Annotated in this window: 25 protein-coding genes and 1 tRNA gene; 10 read left to right on the top strand and 16 right to left on the bottom strand. The window is 44.6% G+C overall.

Annotation, left to right across the window (positions count from 1 at the left end; all coding sequences use genetic code 11):
* Nucleotides 1–14: 14 nt before the first annotated feature.
* The 4 genes from AOC33_RS02885 to AOC33_RS02870 all read left to right on the top strand — a co-directional run bounded on the left by AOC33_RS02885 (nt 15) and on the right by AOC33_RS02870 (nt 4,571).
* Complete coding sequence (locus AOC33_RS02885; protein WP_089515075.1) at nt 15–1,220, top strand: UbiH/UbiF family hydroxylase; 1,206 nt, start codon at nt 15–17, stop codon at nt 1,218–1,220.
* Between the two features lie 33 nt (nt 1,221–1,253).
* Nucleotides 1,254–1,979, top strand: a complete 726-nt coding sequence (locus tag AOC33_RS02880; protein WP_245835569.1) for a DsbC family protein — start codon at nt 1,254–1,256, stop codon at nt 1,977–1,979.
* Nucleotide 1,980: 1 nt separating this feature from the next.
* Nucleotides 1,981–3,783: a M61 family metallopeptidase gene (locus AOC33_RS02875; protein ID WP_089515073.1), complete on the top strand. Its 1,803-nt coding sequence runs from the start codon at nt 1,981–1,983 to the stop codon at nt 3,781–3,783.
* A gap of 65 nt (nt 3,784–3,848) precedes the next feature.
* A complete protein-coding gene (locus AOC33_RS02870; RefSeq protein ID WP_089515072.1) occupies nt 3,849–4,571 on the top strand; it encodes a uracil-DNA glycosylase in 723 nt (240 codons plus the stop codon).
* A gap of 24 nt (nt 4,572–4,595) precedes the next feature.
* Here the strand turns inward: AOC33_RS02870 and AOC33_RS02865 are convergent, their stop codons facing one another.
* A complete protein-coding gene (locus AOC33_RS02865) occupies nt 4,596–4,847 on the bottom strand; it encodes a hypothetical protein (RefSeq protein ID WP_089515071.1) in 252 nt (83 codons plus the stop codon).
* Between the two features lie 31 nt (nt 4,848–4,878).
* On the opposite strand from AOC33_RS02865, the gene hemA reads away from it, so the two are divergent.
* The 5 genes from hemA to rmuC all read left to right on the top strand — a co-directional run bounded on the left by hemA (nt 4,879) and on the right by rmuC (nt 9,939).
* A complete protein-coding gene (hemA, locus tag AOC33_RS02860) occupies nt 4,879–6,198 on the top strand; it encodes a glutamyl-tRNA reductase (protein WP_089515070.1) in 1,320 nt (439 codons plus the stop codon).
* Nucleotides 6,199–7,278 carry a peptide chain release factor 1 gene (gene prfA / locus AOC33_RS02855; RefSeq protein WP_089515069.1) on the top strand — a complete coding sequence of 360 codons (1,080 nt, stop codon included), beginning with the start codon at nt 6,199–6,201 and terminating at the stop codon, nt 7,276–7,278.
* Nucleotides 7,279–7,446: 168 nt separating this feature from the next.
* Nucleotides 7,447–8,319, top strand: a complete 873-nt coding sequence (gene prmC, locus AOC33_RS02850) for a peptide chain release factor N(5)-glutamine methyltransferase (protein ID WP_089515068.1) — start codon at nt 7,447–7,449, stop codon at nt 8,317–8,319.
* A 27-nt stretch (nt 8,320–8,346) separates the two neighbouring features.
* Nucleotides 8,347–8,655 (top strand): Grx4 family monothiol glutaredoxin, encoded by a 309-nt coding sequence (gene grxD, locus AOC33_RS02845; RefSeq protein ID WP_089515067.1) that lies wholly within the window; start codon nt 8,347–8,349, stop codon nt 8,653–8,655.
* An 87-nt stretch (nt 8,656–8,742) separates the two neighbouring features.
* Entirely contained in the window at nt 8,743–9,939 is a 1,197-nt protein-coding gene (gene rmuC / locus AOC33_RS02840; RefSeq protein ID WP_089515066.1) for a DNA recombination protein RmuC, read from the top strand.
* Between the two features lie 110 nt (nt 9,940–10,049).
* Here the strand turns inward: rmuC and AOC33_RS02835 are convergent, their stop codons facing one another.
* From AOC33_RS02835 to AOC33_RS02800, 8 genes are all read right to left on the bottom strand, one after another.
* Nucleotides 10,050–10,664, bottom strand: a complete 615-nt coding sequence (locus tag AOC33_RS02835; protein ID WP_089515065.1) for a phasin family protein — start codon at nt 10,662–10,664, stop codon at nt 10,050–10,052.
* A 168-nt stretch (nt 10,665–10,832) separates the two neighbouring features.
* A tRNA-Thr gene (locus AOC33_RS02830) sits at nt 10,833–10,906 on the bottom strand.
* Nucleotides 10,907–10,965: 59 nt separating this feature from the next.
* Nucleotides 10,966–11,358, bottom strand: coding sequence for a ClpXP protease specificity-enhancing factor (locus tag AOC33_RS02825; protein WP_089515571.1), 393 nt, complete (start codon nt 11,356–11,358; stop codon nt 10,966–10,968).
* 38 nt (nt 11,359–11,396) lie between these two features.
* Complete coding sequence (locus AOC33_RS02820; RefSeq protein ID WP_089515064.1) at nt 11,397–12,008, bottom strand: glutathione S-transferase N-terminal domain-containing protein; 612 nt, start codon at nt 12,006–12,008, stop codon at nt 11,397–11,399.
* Nucleotides 12,009–12,030: 22 nt separating this feature from the next.
* Nucleotides 12,031–12,786, bottom strand: a complete 756-nt coding sequence (locus tag AOC33_RS02815) for a cytochrome c1 (protein WP_425439809.1) — start codon at nt 12,784–12,786, stop codon at nt 12,031–12,033.
* A 27-nt stretch (nt 12,787–12,813) separates the two neighbouring features.
* On the bottom strand, nt 12,814–14,214 hold the full coding sequence (locus tag AOC33_RS02810) for a cytochrome b (RefSeq protein ID WP_089515062.1): 1,401 nt from the start codon (nt 14,212–14,214) through the stop codon (nt 12,814–12,816).
* A 10-nt stretch (nt 14,215–14,224) separates the two neighbouring features.
* Complete coding sequence (petA, locus tag AOC33_RS02805) at nt 14,225–14,824, bottom strand: ubiquinol-cytochrome c reductase iron-sulfur subunit (protein WP_089515061.1); 600 nt, start codon at nt 14,822–14,824, stop codon at nt 14,225–14,227.
* Nucleotides 14,825–14,998: 174 nt separating this feature from the next.
* Nucleotides 14,999–15,775, bottom strand: coding sequence for a Nif3-like dinuclear metal center hexameric protein (locus AOC33_RS02800; RefSeq protein ID WP_089515570.1), 777 nt, complete (start codon nt 15,773–15,775; stop codon nt 14,999–15,001).
* A gap of 136 nt (nt 15,776–15,911) precedes the next feature.
* Between AOC33_RS02800 and AOC33_RS02795 the strand changes: the two genes are divergently transcribed.
* Entirely contained in the window at nt 15,912–17,066 is a 1,155-nt protein-coding gene (locus tag AOC33_RS02795; RefSeq protein WP_089515060.1) for a S1C family serine protease, read from the top strand.
* A gap of 29 nt (nt 17,067–17,095) precedes the next feature.
* Here the strand turns inward: AOC33_RS02795 and AOC33_RS02790 are convergent, their stop codons facing one another.
* The 7 genes from AOC33_RS02790 to AOC33_RS02765 all read right to left on the bottom strand — a co-directional run bounded on the left by AOC33_RS02790 (nt 17,096) and on the right by AOC33_RS02765 (nt 22,260).
* Complete coding sequence (locus tag AOC33_RS02790; RefSeq protein WP_089515059.1) at nt 17,096–17,428, bottom strand: hypothetical protein; 333 nt, start codon at nt 17,426–17,428, stop codon at nt 17,096–17,098.
* 17 nt (nt 17,429–17,445) lie between these two features.
* A complete protein-coding gene (locus AOC33_RS02785) occupies nt 17,446–17,697 on the bottom strand; it encodes a MoaD/ThiS family protein (protein WP_089515058.1) in 252 nt (83 codons plus the stop codon).
* 9 nt (nt 17,698–17,706) lie between these two features.
* Nucleotides 17,707–18,987 (bottom strand): NAD(P)/FAD-dependent oxidoreductase, encoded by a 1,281-nt coding sequence (locus AOC33_RS02780; protein WP_089515569.1) that lies wholly within the window; start codon nt 18,985–18,987, stop codon nt 17,707–17,709.
* Between the two features lie 58 nt (nt 18,988–19,045).
* The gene (locus AOC33_RS02775) at nt 19,046–20,893 is read right to left on the bottom strand and encodes an aldehyde ferredoxin oxidoreductase family protein (RefSeq protein ID WP_089515057.1); all 1,848 of its coding nucleotides are present in this window, start codon (nt 20,891–20,893) and stop codon (nt 19,046–19,048) included.
* 24 nt (nt 20,894–20,917) lie between these two features.
* Nucleotides 20,918–21,391 (bottom strand): 4Fe-4S dicluster domain-containing protein, encoded by a 474-nt coding sequence (locus tag AOC33_RS02770; protein WP_089515056.1) that lies wholly within the window; start codon nt 21,389–21,391, stop codon nt 20,918–20,920.
* Nucleotides 21,392–21,491: 100 nt separating this feature from the next.
* On the bottom strand, nt 21,492–21,641 hold the full coding sequence (locus AOC33_RS09105) for a hypothetical protein (RefSeq protein WP_180738084.1): 150 nt from the start codon (nt 21,639–21,641) through the stop codon (nt 21,492–21,494).
* A 1-nt stretch (nt 21,642) separates the two neighbouring features.
* Nucleotides 21,643–22,260, bottom strand: a complete 618-nt coding sequence (locus AOC33_RS02765) for an OmpW/AlkL family protein (RefSeq protein WP_245835568.1) — start codon at nt 22,258–22,260, stop codon at nt 21,643–21,645.
* Between the last annotated feature and the right edge of the window lie 15 nt (nt 22,261–22,275).

The following is a 22,275-nucleotide window of genomic DNA, read 5'->3' as shown; positions in this document are numbered from 1 at the left end:
GTTATTATTCCAATATGAACAGTTACGATCTTATTATTATTGGTGCTGGCATTGCCGGTAAAGCAACTGCGCTTCGACTAGCCCAGTTAGGCTTAAAGATATTGCACCTAGCACCCAATTTTGATCCAGACCCACATTGTAATGATGATTTGTCTTGGGATAGTCGAATTTATGCTCTGTCATCGAGTAGCCAACAATTATTGTCTGATATGAACGTTTGGGAAGCTCTGGATCACAGACGTATTCAGGTGGTGAGTGATATGCGTGTGTTTGGAGACAGCGGGCGGGCTACAGATGAACTTCACTTCTCAGCCTACAGCGCCACGGTTTCTCAGCTTGCTTGGATTGTAGAAGCCAGTCATATTGAAAAAACCTTAGACACCGCCTCCCAATTTCAAGGCAACATTCAACGTATCACTGATTCGGTTTCGGATTTCGTCTCAAGCAAAGAGGGGGTCACGGTTCACACCAAAGCAGGTCAAAGTTTTTTTGCCAAGCTTCTTTTAGCCGCTGATGGTGCCAACTCACCCATCAGAGAAAAACTACAAATTAAAACCCCTGTGAACGATTACGGACAAACTGCTGTGGTCGCTAATTTTCATTGCGAACTCGATCATCAGGGTACTGCCTGCCAATGGTTTTTAGATCATGGTGAAATACTGGCTCTTCTACCACTGCCAAATAAAAAATTATCGATGGTGTGGTCAGCACAAAGTGCACATGCTGAACAACTACAACAATTAACTCCTGAAGCTCTTTCCGCTCAGGTCATGTCTGCTGCAATGGGATCCGTTGCACAACGCTTTGGACCTCTCAAGATGATCACCAGCCCGAAAAGCTTTCCACTTCGCAAACTGAAGGCTGAACGCATCATTGCACCAGACCATCAGCCTAAGGTTGTTTTGATCGGTGATGCTGCACATGTGATGCACCCCCTGGCTGGTCAAGGACTCAATTTAGGTCTAAGAGATGTGGCCACCCTCGGTAAAGTGATTGAAGAAAAAGAATCATTTAGAGCTATTGACGACCCTGTTCTATTAAGACGTTATGAACGTTCACGCCACGGCGACACAGACGCCCTACTTTTCACCACCGATCAATTACAAAAATTATTTGCTCACCCCAGCAGCTTCATGAAAAATTTCAGAAATATGGGGATGAACATGGTTAACCGCAGCCCATTCTTTAAAAGACAACTGATTAAAAAAGCGCTTTCTTAATCGAAGCCACAACATTCACTCAACAAGGTATTCATGATGTCAATTTCTAAAAAATATGTTCAAGTTCTGACGATTGCATTCTTAACTGCCATCGGCGCTTCAACTGTCCATGCGCAAAGTGGCGTGGAGCAAAAAGTAAAAAACGAACTTCAAAAACAATTGGGGGAGCGCGCGCAAATCAGTGCGGTGCGCAGCACCCCGGTTTCTGGCTTGTATGAAGTAGCGATTGGTAATGATGTTGTCTATACCGATGCCACTGCACGTTATCTGGTTCAAGGGGAGATCATTGATCTAAAAACTGGCGCCAATCTCACTGAGCAACGCAGCAATGATTTGAATCGCATCAAATGGTCTGACTTACCTCTGAACGATGCCATCAAAGTTGTGCGCGGCAAGGGCTCACGCCAAATTGCTGTATTTGCAGACCCTAATTGCGGTTTCTGTAAAAAATTAGAGAAATCATTTCAGCAATTAGATAACGTCACCATTTATACATTTTTAGTCCCTTTGCTATCAGCCGACTCTGCCACCAAATCAAAACAGATTTGGTGTGCAGCGGATCGAAATAAAGCATGGAATGCATGGATGCTTGAGAACCAAACACCAACCGGTCCAGGCGACTGCGGAACACCACTGGATCGCAACACATCTTTGGCCAAGAAATTGGGTGTTGCTGGAACTCCAGCCATGTTCTTTGTAGATGGTTCTCGCATTGCTGGCGCTGTTCCTTTGGCGCAAATAGAGAAGAAATTAAAATAAGATGGAACGAATTCGTTACACGGTTGAACTAAAAGATCTTCATGGTCATCGCTTTGAGGTCAGACTCCTTATACCCGCTCGCATTCTCAAAGGGTGGGGGGCTCAAGTTCAACTTCCTGCATGGATACCAGGCAGCTACATGTTGCGTGATTTTTCTAAACATCTAGAAACAATCAGCGCTAAATCCATAGCCACCAAGAAAAGCATTTCATTAGAAAAAATTGACAGCAATACTTGGTTCGTACCACCTTCTAATCACGATGTCACATTAAGTTATCAAGTGTATGGCTTTGATACCTCTGTCAGAGCAGCGTACATCGATGCAACCCGTGCCTTTTTCAATCCAACCAGCCTTTGCTTACAAGTACTCGATCATGCCGATGAAGTGCATGAACTGGAAATATTGAAACCCACTCAACACATCTCAAGTACAAAAACTTGGCGGATTGAGACAACGCTGCCGGCCAAAAAAATAGATCAGTCAGGCTTTGGTATCTACCAATCTGAATCCTATGATTTTCTGATTGACCATCCACTGGCAATCGGAGAGTTTCAAACAATCACCTGGCAGTCTTGTGGCACACCACACCGGATGGTGATTCAAGGTGCGACCAAAGAAGTGGATGTCCAACAATTGGCGAAAGATTTAAAAGCCATCTGTGATGCACACATACAATTTTTTGAGCCAAGGTCTCATCGAGCTCCGTTCCAACAATACACATTCATTGTCAACGCAGTGGGTGAAGGCTATGGCGGCTTAGAACATTCCGACAGCACAGTTCTTTTATGCAACAGGGATGACCTTCCTTACCCCCATCAAAACTTAAATAAACATGATGCTTATCAAGATTTCTTAGGGCTGTGTAGCCATGAGTATTTCCATGCGTGGATGATCAAGCGCATCAAACCCAAAGCATTCATTCCTTATACGCTCGATCAAAAAAATCACACACGGCTACTTTGGTTATTTGAAGGCTTCACCAGCTACTATGACGACCTCCAACTCTTTAGAAGCAAAAGAATTGATTTGGCGGCTTACCTCAAACGGCTAGAGAAAACATGGAACATGGTTTTGCGCCAACCCGGTCGCCAGAAACAAAGTGTGGCAGACAGCTCCTTTGATGCTTGGACCAAGTACTATCAAATGGATGAAAACACGCCCAACGCGGTGGTCAGTTATTACACAAAAGGTTCATTGATTGCTTTGGCGCTGGATCTCGTGATCAGGCAGCACACACGTAACCAACAATCCCTTGATGATGTGATCAGACATCTTTGGCAAATGTATCAATTAACGCAAGAAGGCATGGCAGAAAATGATTTTGATAACGCTATTGCGTTCATCATTGGACCCTCGTTTGAAACAACTTGGCAATCATTCAAATCCGATTACATTGAAGGCACCAAAGATTTACCGTTGATGAAATTATTATCATCAGCAAAAATCAAAGTGACCTCAAAAATCAAGAAACCTTCTGACAGCGCTGAAAGCGCCAAACAATTATTAGGTATCAGAACAACGGTGAATAATGGCTGGGTAAAGTTAACCCATGTGCTCGATGGCGGTCTGGCTCAACTAGCAGGTTTGTCGGCTGGCGATTATTTAGCGAGCATTCAGCAAGAGCGTGTGACAGCCTCACGATTAGATCAGTTGTTAACACTGCTCATGCTTGAAATAGCCCATGGTAAAAACGTGAAGATCATCGCCTTCCGCCATGAAACAGCGTTCACCGTGAACCTATCAAGCTCTCCAAAAGAAATGCTAAGTCGCCAACCTCAACAATTTTCTTTGGCTGTGGCTTAGCGAATGTGGCTTTGATTTATTTTTTCAATTAATTGATTAATTCCTCTTTTTCCATCCGCGCACTGATGCCCGCCGATTGGGCGACTTTGATTTCTGAAGAATTGGATGCTGACCAATTTTTACAACTCGAAAAAAATATTTCTGCTGCTTACGAAAAATTTAACGAGTTGATCCAACCTGCCCCCGAAAATGTTTTTAGGGCACTAAGAGAAACATCGGTTGAACAAGTGAAAGTTGTTCTTTTGGGTCAAGATCCCTATCAAACACCAGGACTAGCGCAAGGTTTGGCTTTTTCCATCCCAGCGGCCATCAAACCAGGATGGCGCAGTTTTCCAAGTTCACTCCGAAATATCAGTAAAGCGATTGCTCTAGATGGTTACTCAGGGTTACAACATGGTGACCTCAGTCACTGGGCCAAACAAGGCGTGTTACTTCTTAATGCCAGTCTGACTGTTCAACTTGAGATTGCTGGGTCACATGCCCAGTTGGGTTGGCAAGAGCTAACGGATTGCTTGCTGTATCGCTTAGCGCTTAAAAAGCCTGGATTAATATGGCTGCTGTGGGGTTCTCATGCGCAGAAGAAAAAAGCTCTGATTGAGCAAGCAAGTTACTCCACCACTCCCACAAGAAACCCCAGCATTCTGACAGCTTCTCATCCATCAGGGCTGAGTGTGTATCGAACCACTGAACCATTTTTATTAAAGGGTGATAAGGGTAGCTGTCGTCACTTTCAACAGGTCAATGACCTTCTTGAAAAACAAGGTGAATCTGTCATCACATGGTCTTAATCAAAAGATCAAGACTTCGTAAGATTAATTGTTGGCCAAAGCCCTCAAAGAAGCGACCAGCAAGATAGTCACAAAAATAGCTCCTAACCACTCCAAAATTTGACCAGAACTAAAAAGCCCAAAGGTTTGACCAAAAAAAGAGGCTAAAAAGCTAATCACCACGCCAGCAAGCCAATAAAGCAGTAAATCTTTGAGTTTTAGTCGGTTTTTAGGGTAAAGATATGCAGTAATCAAGCCCACAGAACCGCCAAATATTAAAAATGCTAGAAAACTCATCCTAACTCCATGAAAAACTTATAATTTCATTATGCAAATTTTGACATTAGGCATTAATCATCACACCGCACCGATCCAGGTGCGTGAACAGGTGGCATTCACACCTGAGATGATTCAGCCTGCCTTGCATCACCTGAAAAATCATTTAGCAAGTGTATCTGAAACAGATTTGCCAGAAGCGACGATCTTATCAACTTGCAATCGCACAGAACTTTACTGTGCGGCCAATGATGAGCAAACACAAGAACAGTCCTCTTTACTCAAGAAAACCACCTTGGAGTGGCTAGCCAAATCACGAGGCATCGATAGCCAAGAATTAATGCCTCACGTTTATGTCTTGCCACAATCGCTGGCCGTGCGTCACGCGTTCAGAGTGGCCTGCGGTTTGGATTCGATGGTGGTTGGCGAAACTCAAATTCTGGGTCAGTTAAAAGATGCGGTGCGCTCTGCTGATGAAGCAGGCTCATTAGGAACTTACCTCAACCAACTTTTTCAAAAAACTTTTCAGGTGGCCAAAGAGGTTCGTGGCACCACTGAAATCGGAGCACACTCCATTTCAATGGCAGCTGCTGCGGTGCGCCTATCTGAAAGAATTTTTGAAAGTGTTTCAGAGCAAAAAGTTTTATTCATCGGTGCTGGTGAAATGATCAATTTGTGCGCCACGCATTTTGCGGCGCGCAAGCCAAAATTAATGGCTGTGGCCAATCGTACTTTGGAGCGCGGCCAAGAACTGGCTGATCAATTATCAGAACAAGGCTTGGCAACAGAATCCTTGCGTCTCTCTGATCTACCCACACGCCTGCATGATTTTGATATTGTGGTTTCATGCACTGCCAGCACCTTACCAATCATTGGCTTGGGCATGGTTGAAAGTGCAGTCAAGCAACGTCGTCATCGCCCCGTTGTGATGGTTGACTTGGCGGTGCCTCGCGACATTGAAACTGAGGTCGGCAAATTAAACGACGTGTACCTCTACACCGTCGATGACTTGAGTGACATTGTTCAAGCTGGCTCAGATTCTCGTCAAGCAGCTGTGGGCCAAGCGGAAGCAATCATTGAAACCCGCGTATCGCATTTCATGCACTGGTTAGAAACCAGAGGCACGGTGCCTTTGATCCAAGACTTGCGCCAACGCGGTGAAGACTTGCGCTCTATCGAGCTTGAGCGTGCCCGCAAGCTACTCGCTAAAGGTGAAGACCCACAAGTGGTATTGGATCTTTTGGCGCAAGGTCTTACCAATAAGTTTTTACATGGCTCTTTGCACGCTTTGCAACATGCGCAAGGCGAAGAGCGTGATGCCCTCATGAAAATCTTGCCGGGTTTATTCCGGTCAAACAACTCCAATCAATAGATGAAACCAAGTATGAAAGCGAAGCTTGAGCAATTAGATGCCAGGCTCGCAGAACTCAATTCATTGTTAGTCCAGGAAGAAATTACCAAGGACATGGATCAGTACCGCAAACTCAATCGTGAGCATGCGGAAATATCCCCTGTTGTCGAACAATTTCAATTATTCCTGCAAGCAGAAGCCGACGAGCAAGCAGCTTTAGCGATGCAGGCTGATCCTGAAATGAAAGACTTTGCAGAAGAAGAAATCAAATCTGCCAAAGAGCGCATGGAAAACATGCAAGCTGATTTACAGCGCCTACTATTACCAAAAGATCCCAATGATGATAAAAATATCTTTTTGGAAATTCGTGCGGGCACCGGCGGTGATGAAAGTGCTTTATTCGCTGCTGATTTATTCAGGATGTACACACGCTTTGCCGAAAGACAACGTTGGCAAGTAGAAGTGGTGAGTGCTTCAGAATCAGATTTGGGTGGTTACAAAGAAGTCATTTTGCGCATTGTTGGACAAAGTGCTTTCTCAAGACTCAAATTTGAATCAGGTGGCCATCGTGTGCAACGAGTCCCTCAAACAGAAACTCAAGGACGCATTCACACCTCAGCCTGTACAGTCGCTGTGATGCCTGAAGCTGATGAAATCAGTGATATTGAAATCAATCCTGCTGATTTGCGCATTGACACATTCAGAGCTTCTGGTGCGGGCGGTCAGCACATCAATAAAACAGACTCTGCAGTGCGCATCACGCACATCCCAACCGGCACGGTGGTGGAATGCCAAGATGATCGCAGTCAACACCGCAACAAAGATCAAGCCATGAAAGTGCTTGTTTCAAGAATCATGGATGCCAAACGTCGCGCTGCCCACGACAAAGAAGCTGAAACTCGCAAGAGCCTTGTGGGTTCTGGTGATCGCAGTGATCGCATCCGCACCTACAACTTCCCGCAAGGACGCATCACCGACCACCGCATCAATCTCACCCTGTATAAGATTGATGCCATGATGGACGGTGATATTCAAGATCTTTTGAACGCATTGTCTGCCGAGCACCAAGCTGAGTTATTGGCTAGCTTGGGTGACATTTAGTTTATTAAATATTCTGGAGTAGAATAATCTCAATGACTGGGGATACTCGGTCGACAAAGGGCTCCGGTTACTAAGGAGCCCTTTGTTTATCAAGCAACACAAAACAGAAGTTCTTCTATAAATATATGTTTATCCTCTCTCACTAAGACCTTATTAATAACAAAGTTAATGGCTATCAATATTCGAGAAATTCTTTTTCAATCTACTTTGGACAAAGTAGATGCCAAAGCCTTGCTCGCTCACCTCATTAACAAGCACTTGAATTGGCCAAAATCTGCAATGATTAGCCGTGATACAGAAGCATTGCCCAAGGCCTTGCTCGAAGAATGGGCGCTATTAGAAAAGCAACGCGCTGAAGGTCAACCAGTTGCGTATCTGATTGGTAAAAAAGGGTTTTTCAACATTGAACTCAAAGTAGCTCCTGGCGTTTTGATCCCAAGGCCTGAAACAGAACTCTTGGTTGAATTGACGATTGATCACATTCAATCATCAGGTAAAAAAACACCAAGGATTCTAGATTTGGGAACAGGCAGTGGCGCGATTGGTTTGGCATTGGCCAAGAACCTACCTAACGCCCAAGTCACTTGTGTTGATGTCAGCGCTGAAGCACTCCAGATCGCCCAAGAAAATGCCCGCCTTTTAAATCTGAACTCAGTGAAGTTCCTTCAATCGAATTGGTTTGATGGTCTGACCACAAACCTTCCAGCTGAAGATTGCGTGTTTGATGTGATCGTGAGCAATCCTCCTTACATCCCAGCGGGCGATCATCACTTATTGATGGGTGATTTGCGCTTTGAACCAAGCTTAGCACTGACCGATGATCATGATGGCTTGATGGCATACCGCGCCATTTTTAAAGAATCCCCTCCTTATTTAGCAGCGGATGGATTCATCTTGGTAGAACATGGATTCGATCAATCCAAACAAGTTTGTCAGTTATTGCAGGAACAAAATTACATCAATATCAAAGCCCACCAGGATCTTGCGGGTATTTGGCGCGTCGCATCGGCTAATCGAGCGGCGTCTGTTAAGCTTGGCTAAAATAAGACATCTACATAAGGAAGTACCATGGACACACAAGCACAAATCAAAGAAATCGTTGAAAGCAACCCAGTGGTTCTATTCATGAAGGGCAATGCTCAATTTCCGCAATGCGGCTTCTCAGGAAGAGCCATTCAAATTTTGCAAGCCTGTGGCGTAGACAAGCCACACACTGTCAATGTTTTAGAAGATCAAGACATCCGCGAAGGCGTGAAAGCTTATGCCAACTGGCCAACCATTCCTCAGCTTTATGTGAATGGTGAATTCATCGGCGGTTCAGACATCATGACTGAAATGTACCAAAGCGGTGAATTGCAGCAGTTGCTTAAAGCTTAAGCATTACCCGTCAAAGTCCCATCAATTATTACTAATTATTTAAGTGCTGGCTCTCATGAAGAGCCAGCATTGGTTTAGCATAGCGATATGGACACAACTATCGCTTTTCTACTACTGGCTCTTTTTTGCTTCATTGCTCTATTTAGTCTCTATTACGCTTGGCAACAAAGCCAAGCCAGGGTCAAAGCAGAAACCGAGTTGGCCGCTGAACGTCGTCAAAGCGCTGACAAACTAGCCGCTCTTCAACAAACAGCGCAAGAAGCAAAAACTGTTCTATCTGATCAGTTTAAAAATCTTGCCAATGAAATCCTCGAAGAAAAATCAAAACGCTTTGCTGAACAAAATCAGCAAAACCTCGATATTCTTTTAAAGCCACTGCAAGAAAAATTGACGGACTTTCGCAAACAGGTGGATGAGACGTATCAATCTGAAGCACGAGAGCGCTTTGCCTTAAAACAAGAAGTTGAAAAACTGGCAGGTCTTAACCTGCGCATGACCGATGAAACTCGTGCCCTGACCAACGCCCTCAAAGGTGAATCCAAAACCCAAGGTGATTGGGGTGAGTTGGTTCTTGAAACCATTCTAGAAAACTCAGGATTGCGCAAAGGTGAGGAATACCTTGTGCAAGATACTCAGACCATCAGTGATGGATCGAGACTACAACCAGACGTGGTGATTCGCTTACCCGAATCCAAGCACTTGGTGATAGATAGCAAAGTTTCTATCACCGCTTACACCCGTTACATACAAGCTGATGATGACGCCATCAAAACTGCTGAGCTCAACAGCCATGTGCTATCGATCAAGCAACATATTCAAGGCTTATCGGCCAAGAACTACCAAGACCTCTATGGTGTTGGTTCAATTGACTTTGTCTTGATGTTCATTCCAATTGAGCCTGCATTCTTGGCGGCGATGCGCCATGCGCCCGATATTTATCAAGATGCTCTTAAAAAGAACATCGTGATTGTTTGCCCCAGCACCTTACTAGCAACCGTCAGAACCGTCGCTCATTTGTGGCGCCAGGAACACCAGAACCGCAATGCCCAAGAAATTGCCCGTCAATGCGCTTCTCTTTATGACAAGTTTGTTGGATTTGTTGAAGATCTGGATAAAGTTGGGCAGCGCTTGGAACAAGCTCAAATCAGTTATACAGATGCGGTTGGCAAACTAAAAACTGGTCGTGGCAATTTGATTCGTACCGCCGAGAACGTCAAAAAGCTTGGTGTAAAACCGAATAAATCATTACCAAGCAAATTGACTGATGTTGCCGATGATGAGTAAGTCATAAACTTTGATAATAAAAAAACCCGCATTCATCATGCGGGTTTTTTATTGACTGCGCTCTTTTCGGAGCATTGAGTCAGTGCTTGCGCAACTGACTCTGTCGCGAATTACTTACGACCGCGGCGAGCAGCTGGCTTCTTAGCAGCTGATGCACGTGTTGCAGGCTTAGCAGCAGCAGATTTAGCTTGCTTAGCAAAACCTTGAATTGCTTCAACAGCTTGCTCTGCATTTGCTTCAGCAACAGCAGCAGCTTCTTTAGCAGCAACTTGGAATTGCTCGAAACCTTGCAATGCTGAACCAACAGAAGTTTTCAATGCATTAACGAATACATCTGAACCAGCTGGTGCATTAGCTGCAAAAGTGTTTACCCAGTTTTGCACGCCTTCTTGGAACTGCTCTAATTGAGCTTCAGCAACTTCTGCCAACTCAACTTGACCGTCGCGAACAATCTTCGCAACAGCGCGCTGATGAGCAGCTAGCTTGTTACCCAAAGGTGCCAATGCGTCGCTTTGAACGTATGAAACGAATGCTTGTGGATCTTTAACTGTCAAAGCTTGCTCTAAACCGTCTTGAGCTTCAACAATCACTGCTTTAGTTGCTGAGAAGTTCAAGTCAGCCAATTCTTGAGCGCGCTCGATTGCTTTTGTGCTCAATGCGAATGCTGTGTTCAAGCTCTCGCCTTGGATTTCTGCCATTTTTGCTGTGATTTGATCTTGATTCATATTTACTCCAAATAGGTTAGTTAATTATTTTGCAGCGCATATATTGCACTGCACAAACTCTATTTTAGGGAATAAATATGACAATTCAAGGTATTTTTGTTGCGTTGCCACAAAAATCAAAAATTTCTCATAATACGAGATTTTATCATTGAATTACTTGAGGATTTTTGGTGCCCCCTGACAGAATCGAACTGCCAATCCATGATTACAAGTCAAGTGTTATACCATTTAACTAAGGGGGCCTGCCGTGTTACTAGAGAATTCCTGCTAATTTCTTTGCTGCTAAGCCCGACATTCTAACTTATTTAACCAGCTTTAGGCTAGGTCTTCCTTTAGAAATCGGTGTATTTTTGTCTGCCGTTGGCTCTGGTGGAGTTGTTTTCTCAACCGGGAAAGACATGCCCTGGCCATTTTCTTTGGCGTAAATAGCCATCACATGAGTCATCGGAACATGAATATCACGAGGCACTCCAGCAAAGCGAGCCTTGAGTGAAATCCATTCATTGTCCAAAGACAATTGCTGGCAAGCATCAGGACTGATGTTTAAAACAATTTCATTGTCTTTCACATAATCCATCGGCACTTGCACCCCTTCAGTCACGAAGACAGCAATGTAAGGCGTAAAACCATGATCCACACACCACTGGTGCAGTGCGCGGATCAGATAGGGTTTATTGCTTGGAACGACGCTCATAAAATCCATTGAGCAGTGATGGCTAATTAGTCACCTAATTAGCGACGCATCACTTTCTCAGAAGGCGTCAACGCCTCGATGTATGCAGGACGACTGAAAATACGCTCAGCGTATTTCATCAACGGTGCAGCATTGCGAGACAAATCAATGCCGTAATGCTCTAAACGCCATAACAATGGCGCAATAGCCACGTCTAACATTGAGAAATCATCACCCAACATGTATTTGTTCTTGATGAAAATCGGTGCCAACTGTGTCAAACGATCACGAATCGCTAAACGCGCTTTCTCGTGATTCTTTTCTGCAGCCTTGCCTTTTTCATTTTCCAAGGTTGATACGTGAATGAATAATTCTTTTTCAAAATTGAATAAGAACAAACGTGCACGTGCGCGCGCCACTGGATCAGGCGGCATCAACTGTGGATGTGGGAAACGCTCATCAATGTATTCATTGATGATGTTTGATTCATAAAGAATCAAATCACGTTCAACCAAAATGGGCACTTGTCCATAAGGGTTCATCACAGAGATGTCTTCTGGTTTATTAAATAAATCAACGTCACGGATTTCAAAGTCCATGCCCTTTTCAAACAAAACCAAGCGACAACGCTGCGAGAACGGGCAGTTAGTGCCCGAATACAAAACCATCATGGGTCAATCTCCTAATTATTTTTTAGTGGATGTCTTTCCAGTAAGACTTGTTTAGTCCCCAAGCCAAAACTGTAAATATTGCTAAGAACATCAAAACCCAAACGCCTAAACGCTTACGATCCAACTGCGCCGGCTCACCCATCCACTGAAGATAAGCTACCAAATCACCCATCGCATTATCAAACTCTTGTGGCTTTAACTTACCAGGAGTGACTTGCTCAAAGCCCTTGAACACATGAATTGTTTTAGTGGCATCGTGCGGATCTTTTTCATCAACATACTTGGCTTTACGAATACCTTGTAATTCCCAAAATACGTTTGGCATGGCCACTGCTGGATATGCCATGTTGTTCCAACCCGTTATCTTTGTGTCATCTTGATAATAGGTACGCAAATAGGTGTACAAATAATCCACACCTTTGGCACGAGCAATCACTGACAAATCAGGAGGCATTGCGCCGAACCATGCCTTGGCATCTTTCGGTGAAATGGCCACATTCATCAAGTCACCCACTTTTTCACCACTGAACAACAAGTTTTGCTTGATCTGCTCATCAGTTAAACCAATGTCGCGCAAACGGTTGTAACGCATGCTCACAGCACCGTGGCAATTCAAACAATAGTTAACAAATAACTTCGCACCGTTTTGTAACGCTGCTTCATTGTTCACACGACTTGGTGCTTTATCTAGTGGGAAGTTACCGCCAGCAGCAAGAGCCACGTTCATGGCCAATAGAGCAGCAACACCGCCGAACATTTTCCAGATGATTTTTTTCATTTTCATTTTCCTTTTGGGTGCTCGCGATCAATGCGCAACAAAATTAACGCGACTTGGCACTGGCTTGAATTGACCCATCTTGCTCCACCATGGCATCGCCAAGAAGAAACCAAAATAAATCAATGTACCCAATTGAGACACCTTCTCACCGATTGGTGATGGTGGCTGAATACCCAAGTAACCCAACACAACAAACGTCACCACAAATAAGCCATAAATGTATTTTTGGCTTTGTGGACGATAACGAATTGATTTAACTGGTGAGTTGTCCAACCATGGCAAGAAGAAGAAAATCACCACTGAACCACCCATCACCATCACGCCCCAGAACTTGGCATCAAACAAGAAGAAGCCAGCAGCAAGAGCGACCAAAATACCAGCGCAAATGCCCTGTACTTTTTTGTCTTTTGTGCCACGGATCACAAGACCTAATAAGGCAGCAGCAAACAACCACATTGGGATCAAGAACTCACCGGTCACGGCACGCAACATTGAGTAGAACGGTGTGAAATACCAAACCGGTGCAATGTGCGGAGGCGTCTTCAATGGATCGGCAGGAATGAAGTTATTGAACTCCAAGAAGTAGCCGCCCATCTCAGGAGCAAAGAACACGATGAATGCAAAGATCATCAAGAACACACCAACACTGAACACATCGTGCACTGTGTAGTAAGGATGGAAAGGAACTCCATCCAATGGGATGCCGTTCGCGTCTAAGCTCTCCTTGATTTCAACACCATCAGGATTGTTTGAACCAACTTCGTGCAAAGCAACAATGTGTGCGGCTACCAAGCCAATCAAGACCAATGGCACAGCAATCACGTGGAATGAGAAGAAACGATTCAACGTCGCATCACCCACCACGTAGTCACCACGGATCCACAAAGAAAGATCAGGACCAACCAATGGAATTGCAGCAAACAAGTTAACGATCACTTGAGCGCCCCAATAGGACATCTGACCCCATGGCAACAAATAACCCATGAACGCTTCAGCCATCAAGCACAAGAAAATTGCGCAACCGAAAATCCACACCAATTCACGAGGCTTACGGTATGAACCGTAAATCATGCCGCGGAACATGTGCAAATAAACCACCACGAAGAACATCGAGGCGCCCGTTGAGTGCAAGTAACGCACCAACCAACCCCATGGCACTTCGCGCATGATGTATTCAACAGATTGGAAAGCTTTTTCAGCATCAGGCTTGTAATGCATCACCAAGAAAATGCCGGTGATGATTTGCAAGGCCAATACCAAAATTGCTAAAGCTCCAAAAACATAAAAGAAGTTTAAATTTTTAGGTGCGTAGTATTTGGTTAAGTGCGCTTCAACAGTTGAAGTCAATGGGAAACGAGAATCTACCCAAGCCAATAATTTTGTTCCGCGTGATGCATTCGCTGGAACTTCTTTTTCATGAAATGCCATGGTCTACCCCTTACGCTTTCTTGTCTTCACCAATGATCAACTTTGTGTCGCTCACATACATGTGTGGCGGCACTTCTAAGTTGTCTGGTGCAGGTTTGTTCTTGAACACGCGGCCTGCCAAGTCAAATGTTGAACCGTGGCATGGGCACAAGAAACCACCTGTCCAGTTATCTGGCAATGATGGCTGAGCGCCTGTTTCAAATTTTGTGATTGGTGAACAACCCAAGTGCGAACAAATACCAACCGCAACCAAATACTCTGGCTTGATTGAGCGGTGTTGATTTTGTGCATAAGCAGGCGTCAAATCTTTTGGATTGCGCTCTGATTTTGGATCAGCCAAATCACCCTCAAGCTTTGCTAGTGAAGCAAGCATCTCTGGCGTACGACGCACAACCCATACAGGCTTACCGCGCCACTCAACCGTGCGCATTTCCCCTGGTTGCATACCGCTGATATCCATTTCTACTGGAGCGCCTGCCGCTTTGGCTTTCTCTGAAGGAGCAAATGTGCTCACCAAAGGAAGTGCTACTGCCGCTGTACCAACTCCACCCGCAACTGATGTTGCAATAAGCCATTTACGACGGCTCTTGTCCATGCTTTGTTCACTCATTACTGAATTTCCTCTAGAAAGGCATATATTTGACGTCAACTTCAGATTATAGCGAATCCGCCCCTCTGATTTAAACCCCATCAGAGCAAAAAGACGGCAAAAACAGTGAAAAATTCATTAACTTACAAAGATGTAAGCCTGGAGTAACTCAAACCCTTGATTCAAACCAATCACTCAAACCGGGTTTGGAATGTCCACAAACTGATGCTTGAGCTTGTATTTCTGGGCCACAAACTCCCCAAGCGCCCCAATGCCATAGCGCTCAGTGGCATGGTGACCCGCAGCAATGTAAGCCACCCCTGACTCTTCTGCAGCATGGAAGGTCTGCTCAGAAACTTCACCACTGATGTAAGCGTCCACTTTCATTTCAATGGCCTGATTGATATACCCCTGAGCGCCACCAGTGCACCAGGCAATGCGTTTGATGGGCTTATTTAGATCGCCAATCACCAGAGGATCACGCCCCAAACGCCCAGAGATACTTCTTGCCAATTGCCCCAAAGTCTTTTGGGAAGCCTCAGGATGCCCCTCCCAAATCAGACCATCCATGGGTGAGGCAGAGCCCAAAGAAGCTCTCTTAGAGCCCATAAGAGGCTTCCAACCCATCACTTTGGCCAATTGGGCGTTGTTACCCAATACAGGGTGAACATCCAAAGGCAAGTGATAAGCAAACAAATTGATCTCATGGTCCATCAGCAACTTCAAGCGACTATGCAACTGCCCAATCACCCGAGCATCGTCGTTTTTCCAAAACCAGCCATGGTGAACCATGATGGCGTCCGCTTTCAATGCAATCGCCTCTTCAATCAAGGCTAAGCTAGCAGTCACCCCACTGACCAAAGTTTTGATGATGGGCTTACCCTGAACCTGCAAACCATTGGGACAGTAGTCTTTGATGCGAGCCACCTGTAAATGATCATCCAAATACAAAGACAAATCATCTCGATTCACAGAATGAGCAAGTTTGACTTTTTGAGTTTTCAAAGATTTCACAGATTTCTTGCTTGGCTGAATTTTTTTGGTCATAGTCTTTTTAATTCTCTTAATTATTTTCTCATCTTCAATGCAAATAGATTAACCTAACAACATGATGAAACATCTTTGGTTACTCTTTGCTCAAATAGTCACAGGTCTATTGGCTATTCTATTTATTTTGGGCACATTCAAACCCCAATGGTTAGATGGTAGTCCTTTTAAATACTTTGGCGATTCAATCTCAACGATCACACTCAAAGAATCAAGCATTGATCCCAGCATCCCTAACCCAGGCTCACATCATGAAGCCGTTAAAAGCTCTATGCCTGCAGTGGTCAACATTTTCATCAGCAAAAATAATTCTAATAAAAAATCCAAAGCAAAAGCACTGCCACCACAACACCCTCAAGTACCAAATCCTGAAGACTTCAATCCCAACTTAGGCTCAGGCGTCATCGTCAGTGCAGAAGGCTTGATCCTCACCAATGAACACGTCATCGAAGGTGCTGATGTGATTGAGGTCGCTTTGGCTGATGGCAGAAAAACCACAGCGACTCTGATTGGCAGTGATCCAGACACAGACCTTGCTGTTCTTCGAGTGCAAATACCCAACCTACCCAAACCCATCACCTTCGGAAAAATAGAATCCGTCAAAGTGGGTGATGTGGTTCTTGCGATTGGCAATCCTTTTGGCGTTGGTCAAACCGTTACATCCGGCATTGTTTCTGCATTGGGCAGAGATCATTTAGGCATCAACACCTTTGAAAACTTTATTCAAACAGATGCTGCGATCAACCCCGGTAATTCAGGTGGTGCTTTGGTCGACACCAGAGGACATCTGATTGGTATCAACACAGCCATCTATTCACGAAGTGGTGGATCGATGGGCATTGGCTTTGCCATCCCGGTGAACACGGCCAAAGATGTGATGGAATCGATCATCAAAAACGGCAGTGTTGTCAGAGGTTGGATTGGGGTTGAACCCATGAACATCTCAGCAGAGATGGCAGACACACTCAAAATCAGCACTGAGGGTGTGTTGATCAATGGCACCCTCAAAGGTGGGCCAGCTGATAAAGCAGGTATTCAGCCAGGGGATGTTTTAAAAACAATCAACAACAAACCAGTCAACAACATCACCCAGTTACTCAAACAGATTTCAGAAGTACCTCCAGGCGACAAAATCAAAGCAACGATCAATCGCAAAGATAAAAATTTAGATTTAGAAATACAGGTCGGCAAGAGACCGGGACCTAAAAGAAAATAAGTGAGCGCAAACACAACCTCAAAGAAAGGTTAACCACCACCTCGCTGGGTGTATTGCTTGAAACGACCCATGAATTGATCGATCAACTCTGTGGTCCATGTTTTCTCAAACTTAAAGACCACTTCTAAAACAGGAATCTCTAAAAGAGCCATCTTGCGACTTTCTTTAGACACAATCTCAATTAAAAAAGCATCTGAGGGAAAAAGAATGATGGTTTTAAATCCATCCACATCGATTTGAAAAGATCGAAAATGACAGGCCGCTGGCAACCAAGCAATGAATTGATCCCTGGTGCAACCCATCATCAAATGAATCACCACGAATTCTCTAAGGGAATTACCAGCAGAATTATTTTCAGACATTCCAAGCGTTGAGCAAATCAACCTCCAGCAACAGGAGGCCAAATAGCCAAAACATCATCTTCAATGAGAAGGTGAGTGTGGCGATCTTCTGGTTTGATGTATTTGCCATTCACCAACACAAGATGGACCAAATGAATCGGTAAATTGAACTGCTTCACCAAATCAGCAATCGTGCTGCCTTCAGGGACATCTAAATCAACAATATTGCCCTGCCTCTGAGGTGGTAAATAATCAGATAAGGTGGCAAAAAGCTTGAATGTGATTTTCATTCAAACAATTTAACCCATCCACTCAGCTCTTGCTTGAGCTTTAGCCAAATAAGCTTGCATGATTTTACTTGGGTCCTGCATCAACTGCTCTTTCCAAGAACCCAAATGAGCACGTGTTTGAATCAAACCCCTCAATGCACCCACGTGTTCAGTCAAACCACAACTGGTAGCACCAATTAAGACATCATCATGAAACTCCAAACGCATGTATTTGAAGTTTTTAGTATCTTTTAACTCCACATGGTCTTGACCTTCGATGCCCCACCATTGACCAAATGATGATGAAATCAAACCCAAGGTATCCAAGACGTTGATCTGTAACGCACCCTGACTTTCGGCCTTCGCTCCAGCCATGTTTGCACCAGCAACTTTGGCCTGTTCTGCAGCATTGGGCTGAATCGCATTCACAATTCGTTGCCCAGTTGAAAAGTCAACGCTCTCAGTCACATCTCCCGCAGCATAAATACCAGGAACAGATGTTTGCATCTGATGATCAACCAAGATACCTTTATTCATTTCAATACCAGAGTCTTTTAAAAACTCGATATTTGGTTTAACGCCTGTGGCAGAAATAACCAAATCAACTTCAATGACAGTTCCATTAGAGAGTGTGACCTTTAATGGCGATGCTTTAGGTGAAGAAGTAGAACCTTTGCTCAAAGCAATGGCTTCAACCCTTGTATCAGTGTACACAGCCACCCCTTTGAATTGAACCCACTCTTTGATCATGGCGCCCGCTCCTTCAGTCATCATTCGAGGCACCATGCGATTGCCCATTTCAACAACGGTCAAATTCACTCCACGACTGGCCAGCGCTTCCAAAATGATGCAACCGATAAATCCAGCGCCCATTTGTAAAACTCTGGCGCCTGGTTTTGCTAAATGCAAAATAGCACGAGCATCCTCTAGGGTCCAACAAGAGTGAACGCCCGGTAAATCCATACCCCTGATCGCTGGCTTCACTGGATGAGACCCCGTGGCAATTAATAGACGATCAAAGCTAATTTTTTTACCATCTGCCAAAGTCACTTCTTTTTTGACAGCGTTCACATGCTGAGCATAGCCATGCACTTCTTGAATATTCAAATTCTTAAAATAAGATTTGGTTTTTCTGAGATATGTGCCCTCTTCTTTGATATCGCCGACCAACAAATAAGGGATGGCCATTCTGGAGTAAGGTGGTTCTGGCTCAGCACCCAACAAAATAATTTCATCGTTCGGTTGATGTTGGCGAATAGTTTCTGCCGCAATCACACCCGCTGGGCCATTTCCTAAAATCACGTGCTTCATCAAAAACTCCATTTAAAAAGCGGCCACCCTCGGTAGCCGCTTTCTATTTTTTAAAGATTCAAAGACCTAAACGCTTGCGTGTCTCTGGCTTGATACGACCTTCCTCATCCCAACCGCGCACCTGGTAATAAATCGGCAACATCTTGTCTAGACCACTCACCACACCTTTGCCTGGTCCAGTTTTAGCGGCCTCTGTCATCAAACGCTTAGGCAAAGCATCATCTTTGCGAGTAAAGCCTGCGCGCAAATTGAAATCTTTTTCCATATTCCAAATACGCTCACCTATCAAAGTTAAATTCTCAACCGTGAACTCTTCGCCACAGGCTGCTTGCACTTGAGGTGCCACATCATTCAATGTCCAAGCAAAACTTGTGAAAATACAAATGCCAGCAGCATCAAAAGCAGCAGTGGCATCCTGAAACGCTTTTAACAATTCTGGCTTGCCATCTGTTTCCGAAGGTTCGGTCTTCACTGGAATACCCAAGACTTCTGAAGCAATCGTGTAACCACGCAAATGGCAAGCACCACGATTCGATGTGGCATAACCCAAACCAATGCCCTGAATCACGCGACCATCATAAGCAGGGAACTCTTGACCTTTCACAGACATTGATAAGTCTGGATGACCATACTTCTCAGTCAAACGTTTAGAACCCAAGCCCATGTCTTTACCAAAACCTTCGCCGCGAGCGGTGATCTCTACCAAATGACACAAAGCCTTGGCAGAACCAAATGGAGCTTCAATACCAATTTGCTCCTTGGTCAGTACACCCATCTCATACAACTCCATCACCGCACCCACCGTGGCACCAAAAGTGATGGGGTCTATGCCATCCTCATTGCAAATCAAATTAGCAAACTGCAAAGCTTCTAAATCATTCACACCGTTGGCAGCTCCGAGCGCCCATGCAGCTTCGTACTCTAGACCACCATTGGCACCCCAATACTGCGGACGATTTTGAACAGTAAAGTGGGTTTCATCAATTTTAGAAATTCGACCACATGCAATCGTGCAACCAAAACACGCTTGATTGGTCACCAAATGCGCTTTGCCATCAGTGGCTCTGGGTGTTGACATGGCTTCCGCAGAAATATCCTTGGCGCCCTCAAACTGTACATCACGGTGATTGCGAGTTGGCAATGCGCCGACCTCATTGATCACATTCATCAACACCTGAGTGCCATACGCTGGTAAACCTTGCCCCGTCACCGCGTTGCCAGCAAGGACTTTCTTGGCTTCTTTGGTAGCAGCCATAAAAGCTTTAGGATTTTTTACGGTACTCACACCCTGGGTACCACGCACAGCAATCGCTTTTAAATTCTTACTACCCATCACCGCACCGACACCCGACCTTCCAGCAGCACGGTGTAAATCATTCACAATTGCTGAATACAGCACACCATTCTCACCCGAGCGACCAATCGATGACACACGAATCAATGGATCTTGATGTTTGGTTTTGATCGCTGGCTCTGTTTCCCAAACAGTCTTACCCCAAATATCAGAGGCATCCAATAACTGTACACGTTCATTTTCGATCATCAGATACACAGGCTTTGGAGATTTACCTTCAAAAATTACCATGTCCCAACCAGCGAACTTCAACTCAGCGCCCCAATAACCGCCAGAATTTGAACAAGCAATTGCACCGGTCAATGGACCCTTGGTCACCACCGTGTAGCGACCACCTGTCGATGCCATGGTTCCCGTGAGAGGTCCTGTGGCCCAAATGATTTTGTTATCAACTGACAGTGGATCAACCTTGGCATCCACCTCTTCAGTAAAGTACTTGGTGGCCAAACCACGTGAGCCCAAATAATCTTTGGCCCAAGTCATGTTCAACGCTTCCGACTTGCACTCACCGGTACTTAAATTAACGCGCAATAGTTTTCCAGCCCAGGACATAATGATTCTCCAATGATGTTTGTTTTACGCGCCGGCTTGATTGCCAACTTTATTGGCCCACTCGCGCATTTTGTCTAAACCAGTCCAATTAGCATCCACATAAGTGATCGCACCGGTTGGGCATGCGTCTGCACAAGCAGGATCACCATCGCACAAATCGCACTTCTGAACTTTGCCAGTCTCTTGAACATAATTGATCGTACCGAATGGGCAAGAAATGGTGCATACCTTACAACCCACACACACATCGTCATTCACAACCTTGGCACCCGTAGTGGCATCCACCCGAATCGCATCCACTGGGCAAGCCTGTAAACACCAAGCCTCGGCACACTGTGTACAGGTATAAGGAACTTTTTTACCGGTCTCATGAAAATCAAACACCTTGATGCGTGACTGAGCCGTATTAAAAATGCCGTAGTTTTCAAAACTACAGGCCATCTCACACTGCAAACAACCAGTGCATTTATCTGCGTTGATATGCAAAGACTTTTGCATGCTGTTCTCCACTGAATTAACTTGTAAATAAACTTTTTACATTTATCAATGTATCTTCATTCAGTGAAGGATTTATGTCTATGGGGTTAACCCTAGTTAACTATTGATGCATGCCCAAAGAGGTCAAACCCAAACGAAAACACATGCCCACCCCTATGCCCATACTCACACCAATATCAATACCTAACATCACAAAAATTAAAAGGTCGCCAAAGCGACCTTTTTTATTTCTACCTAAACAATCAATCACATCAAAACTTGTATGTCACACCCACAGATGTAGCGATTGGGCTTAAATCTAAATTACCGACATGAGCACCGGCTAAATACACTTCGGTTTTGATGTTAATGTACTTCACGTCCAAGTTGATGCCCCAATTTTTGGTCAACATGTAATCAGCACCGATTTGGGCTGCAAGGCCAACACTGGATTTATCAATTGAAGTATCAACCCCTGGCTCATTTTTATATGAGCTGAATCGTGTGTAGTTAACTCCTGCACCAACATAAGGCTTTAGAGGTCCGAAGTCTGTGAAGTGATATTGCAAAAGCAATGTTGGCGGCAAAGCTTTCACTTCTGAAAGTTTTGCATTACCAAGAGTACCTGCACGAATATCAACTTTTTGCGGATAGGTCAAAACTAACTCTGCAGCAACATTCTTATTAAAAAAGTATGTGATGTCGAATTCTGGAATCGTCTTGTCTTTTGCATTCACATCCAGCGCTTGAACAGTTGAAGTTTGACCGTTATCCCAATTTAAATTCGTTGCACGGACACGAACCATCCACGGATTCTCTTGTGCGATTGCATTAAATGACAATGCCGCCAATAAACCTAAAACTAATTTACTCATCGTTTTCTTATTCATTTTTCTTTCCCTCAT

The sequence above is a fragment of the Polynucleobacter cosmopolitanus genome, from assembly GCF_002224225.1.
Classification (GTDB): Bacteria; Pseudomonadota; Gammaproteobacteria; order Burkholderiales; family Burkholderiaceae; genus Polynucleobacter; species Polynucleobacter cosmopolitanus.
This window is presented reverse-complemented; position numbering and strand designations above follow the sequence as displayed.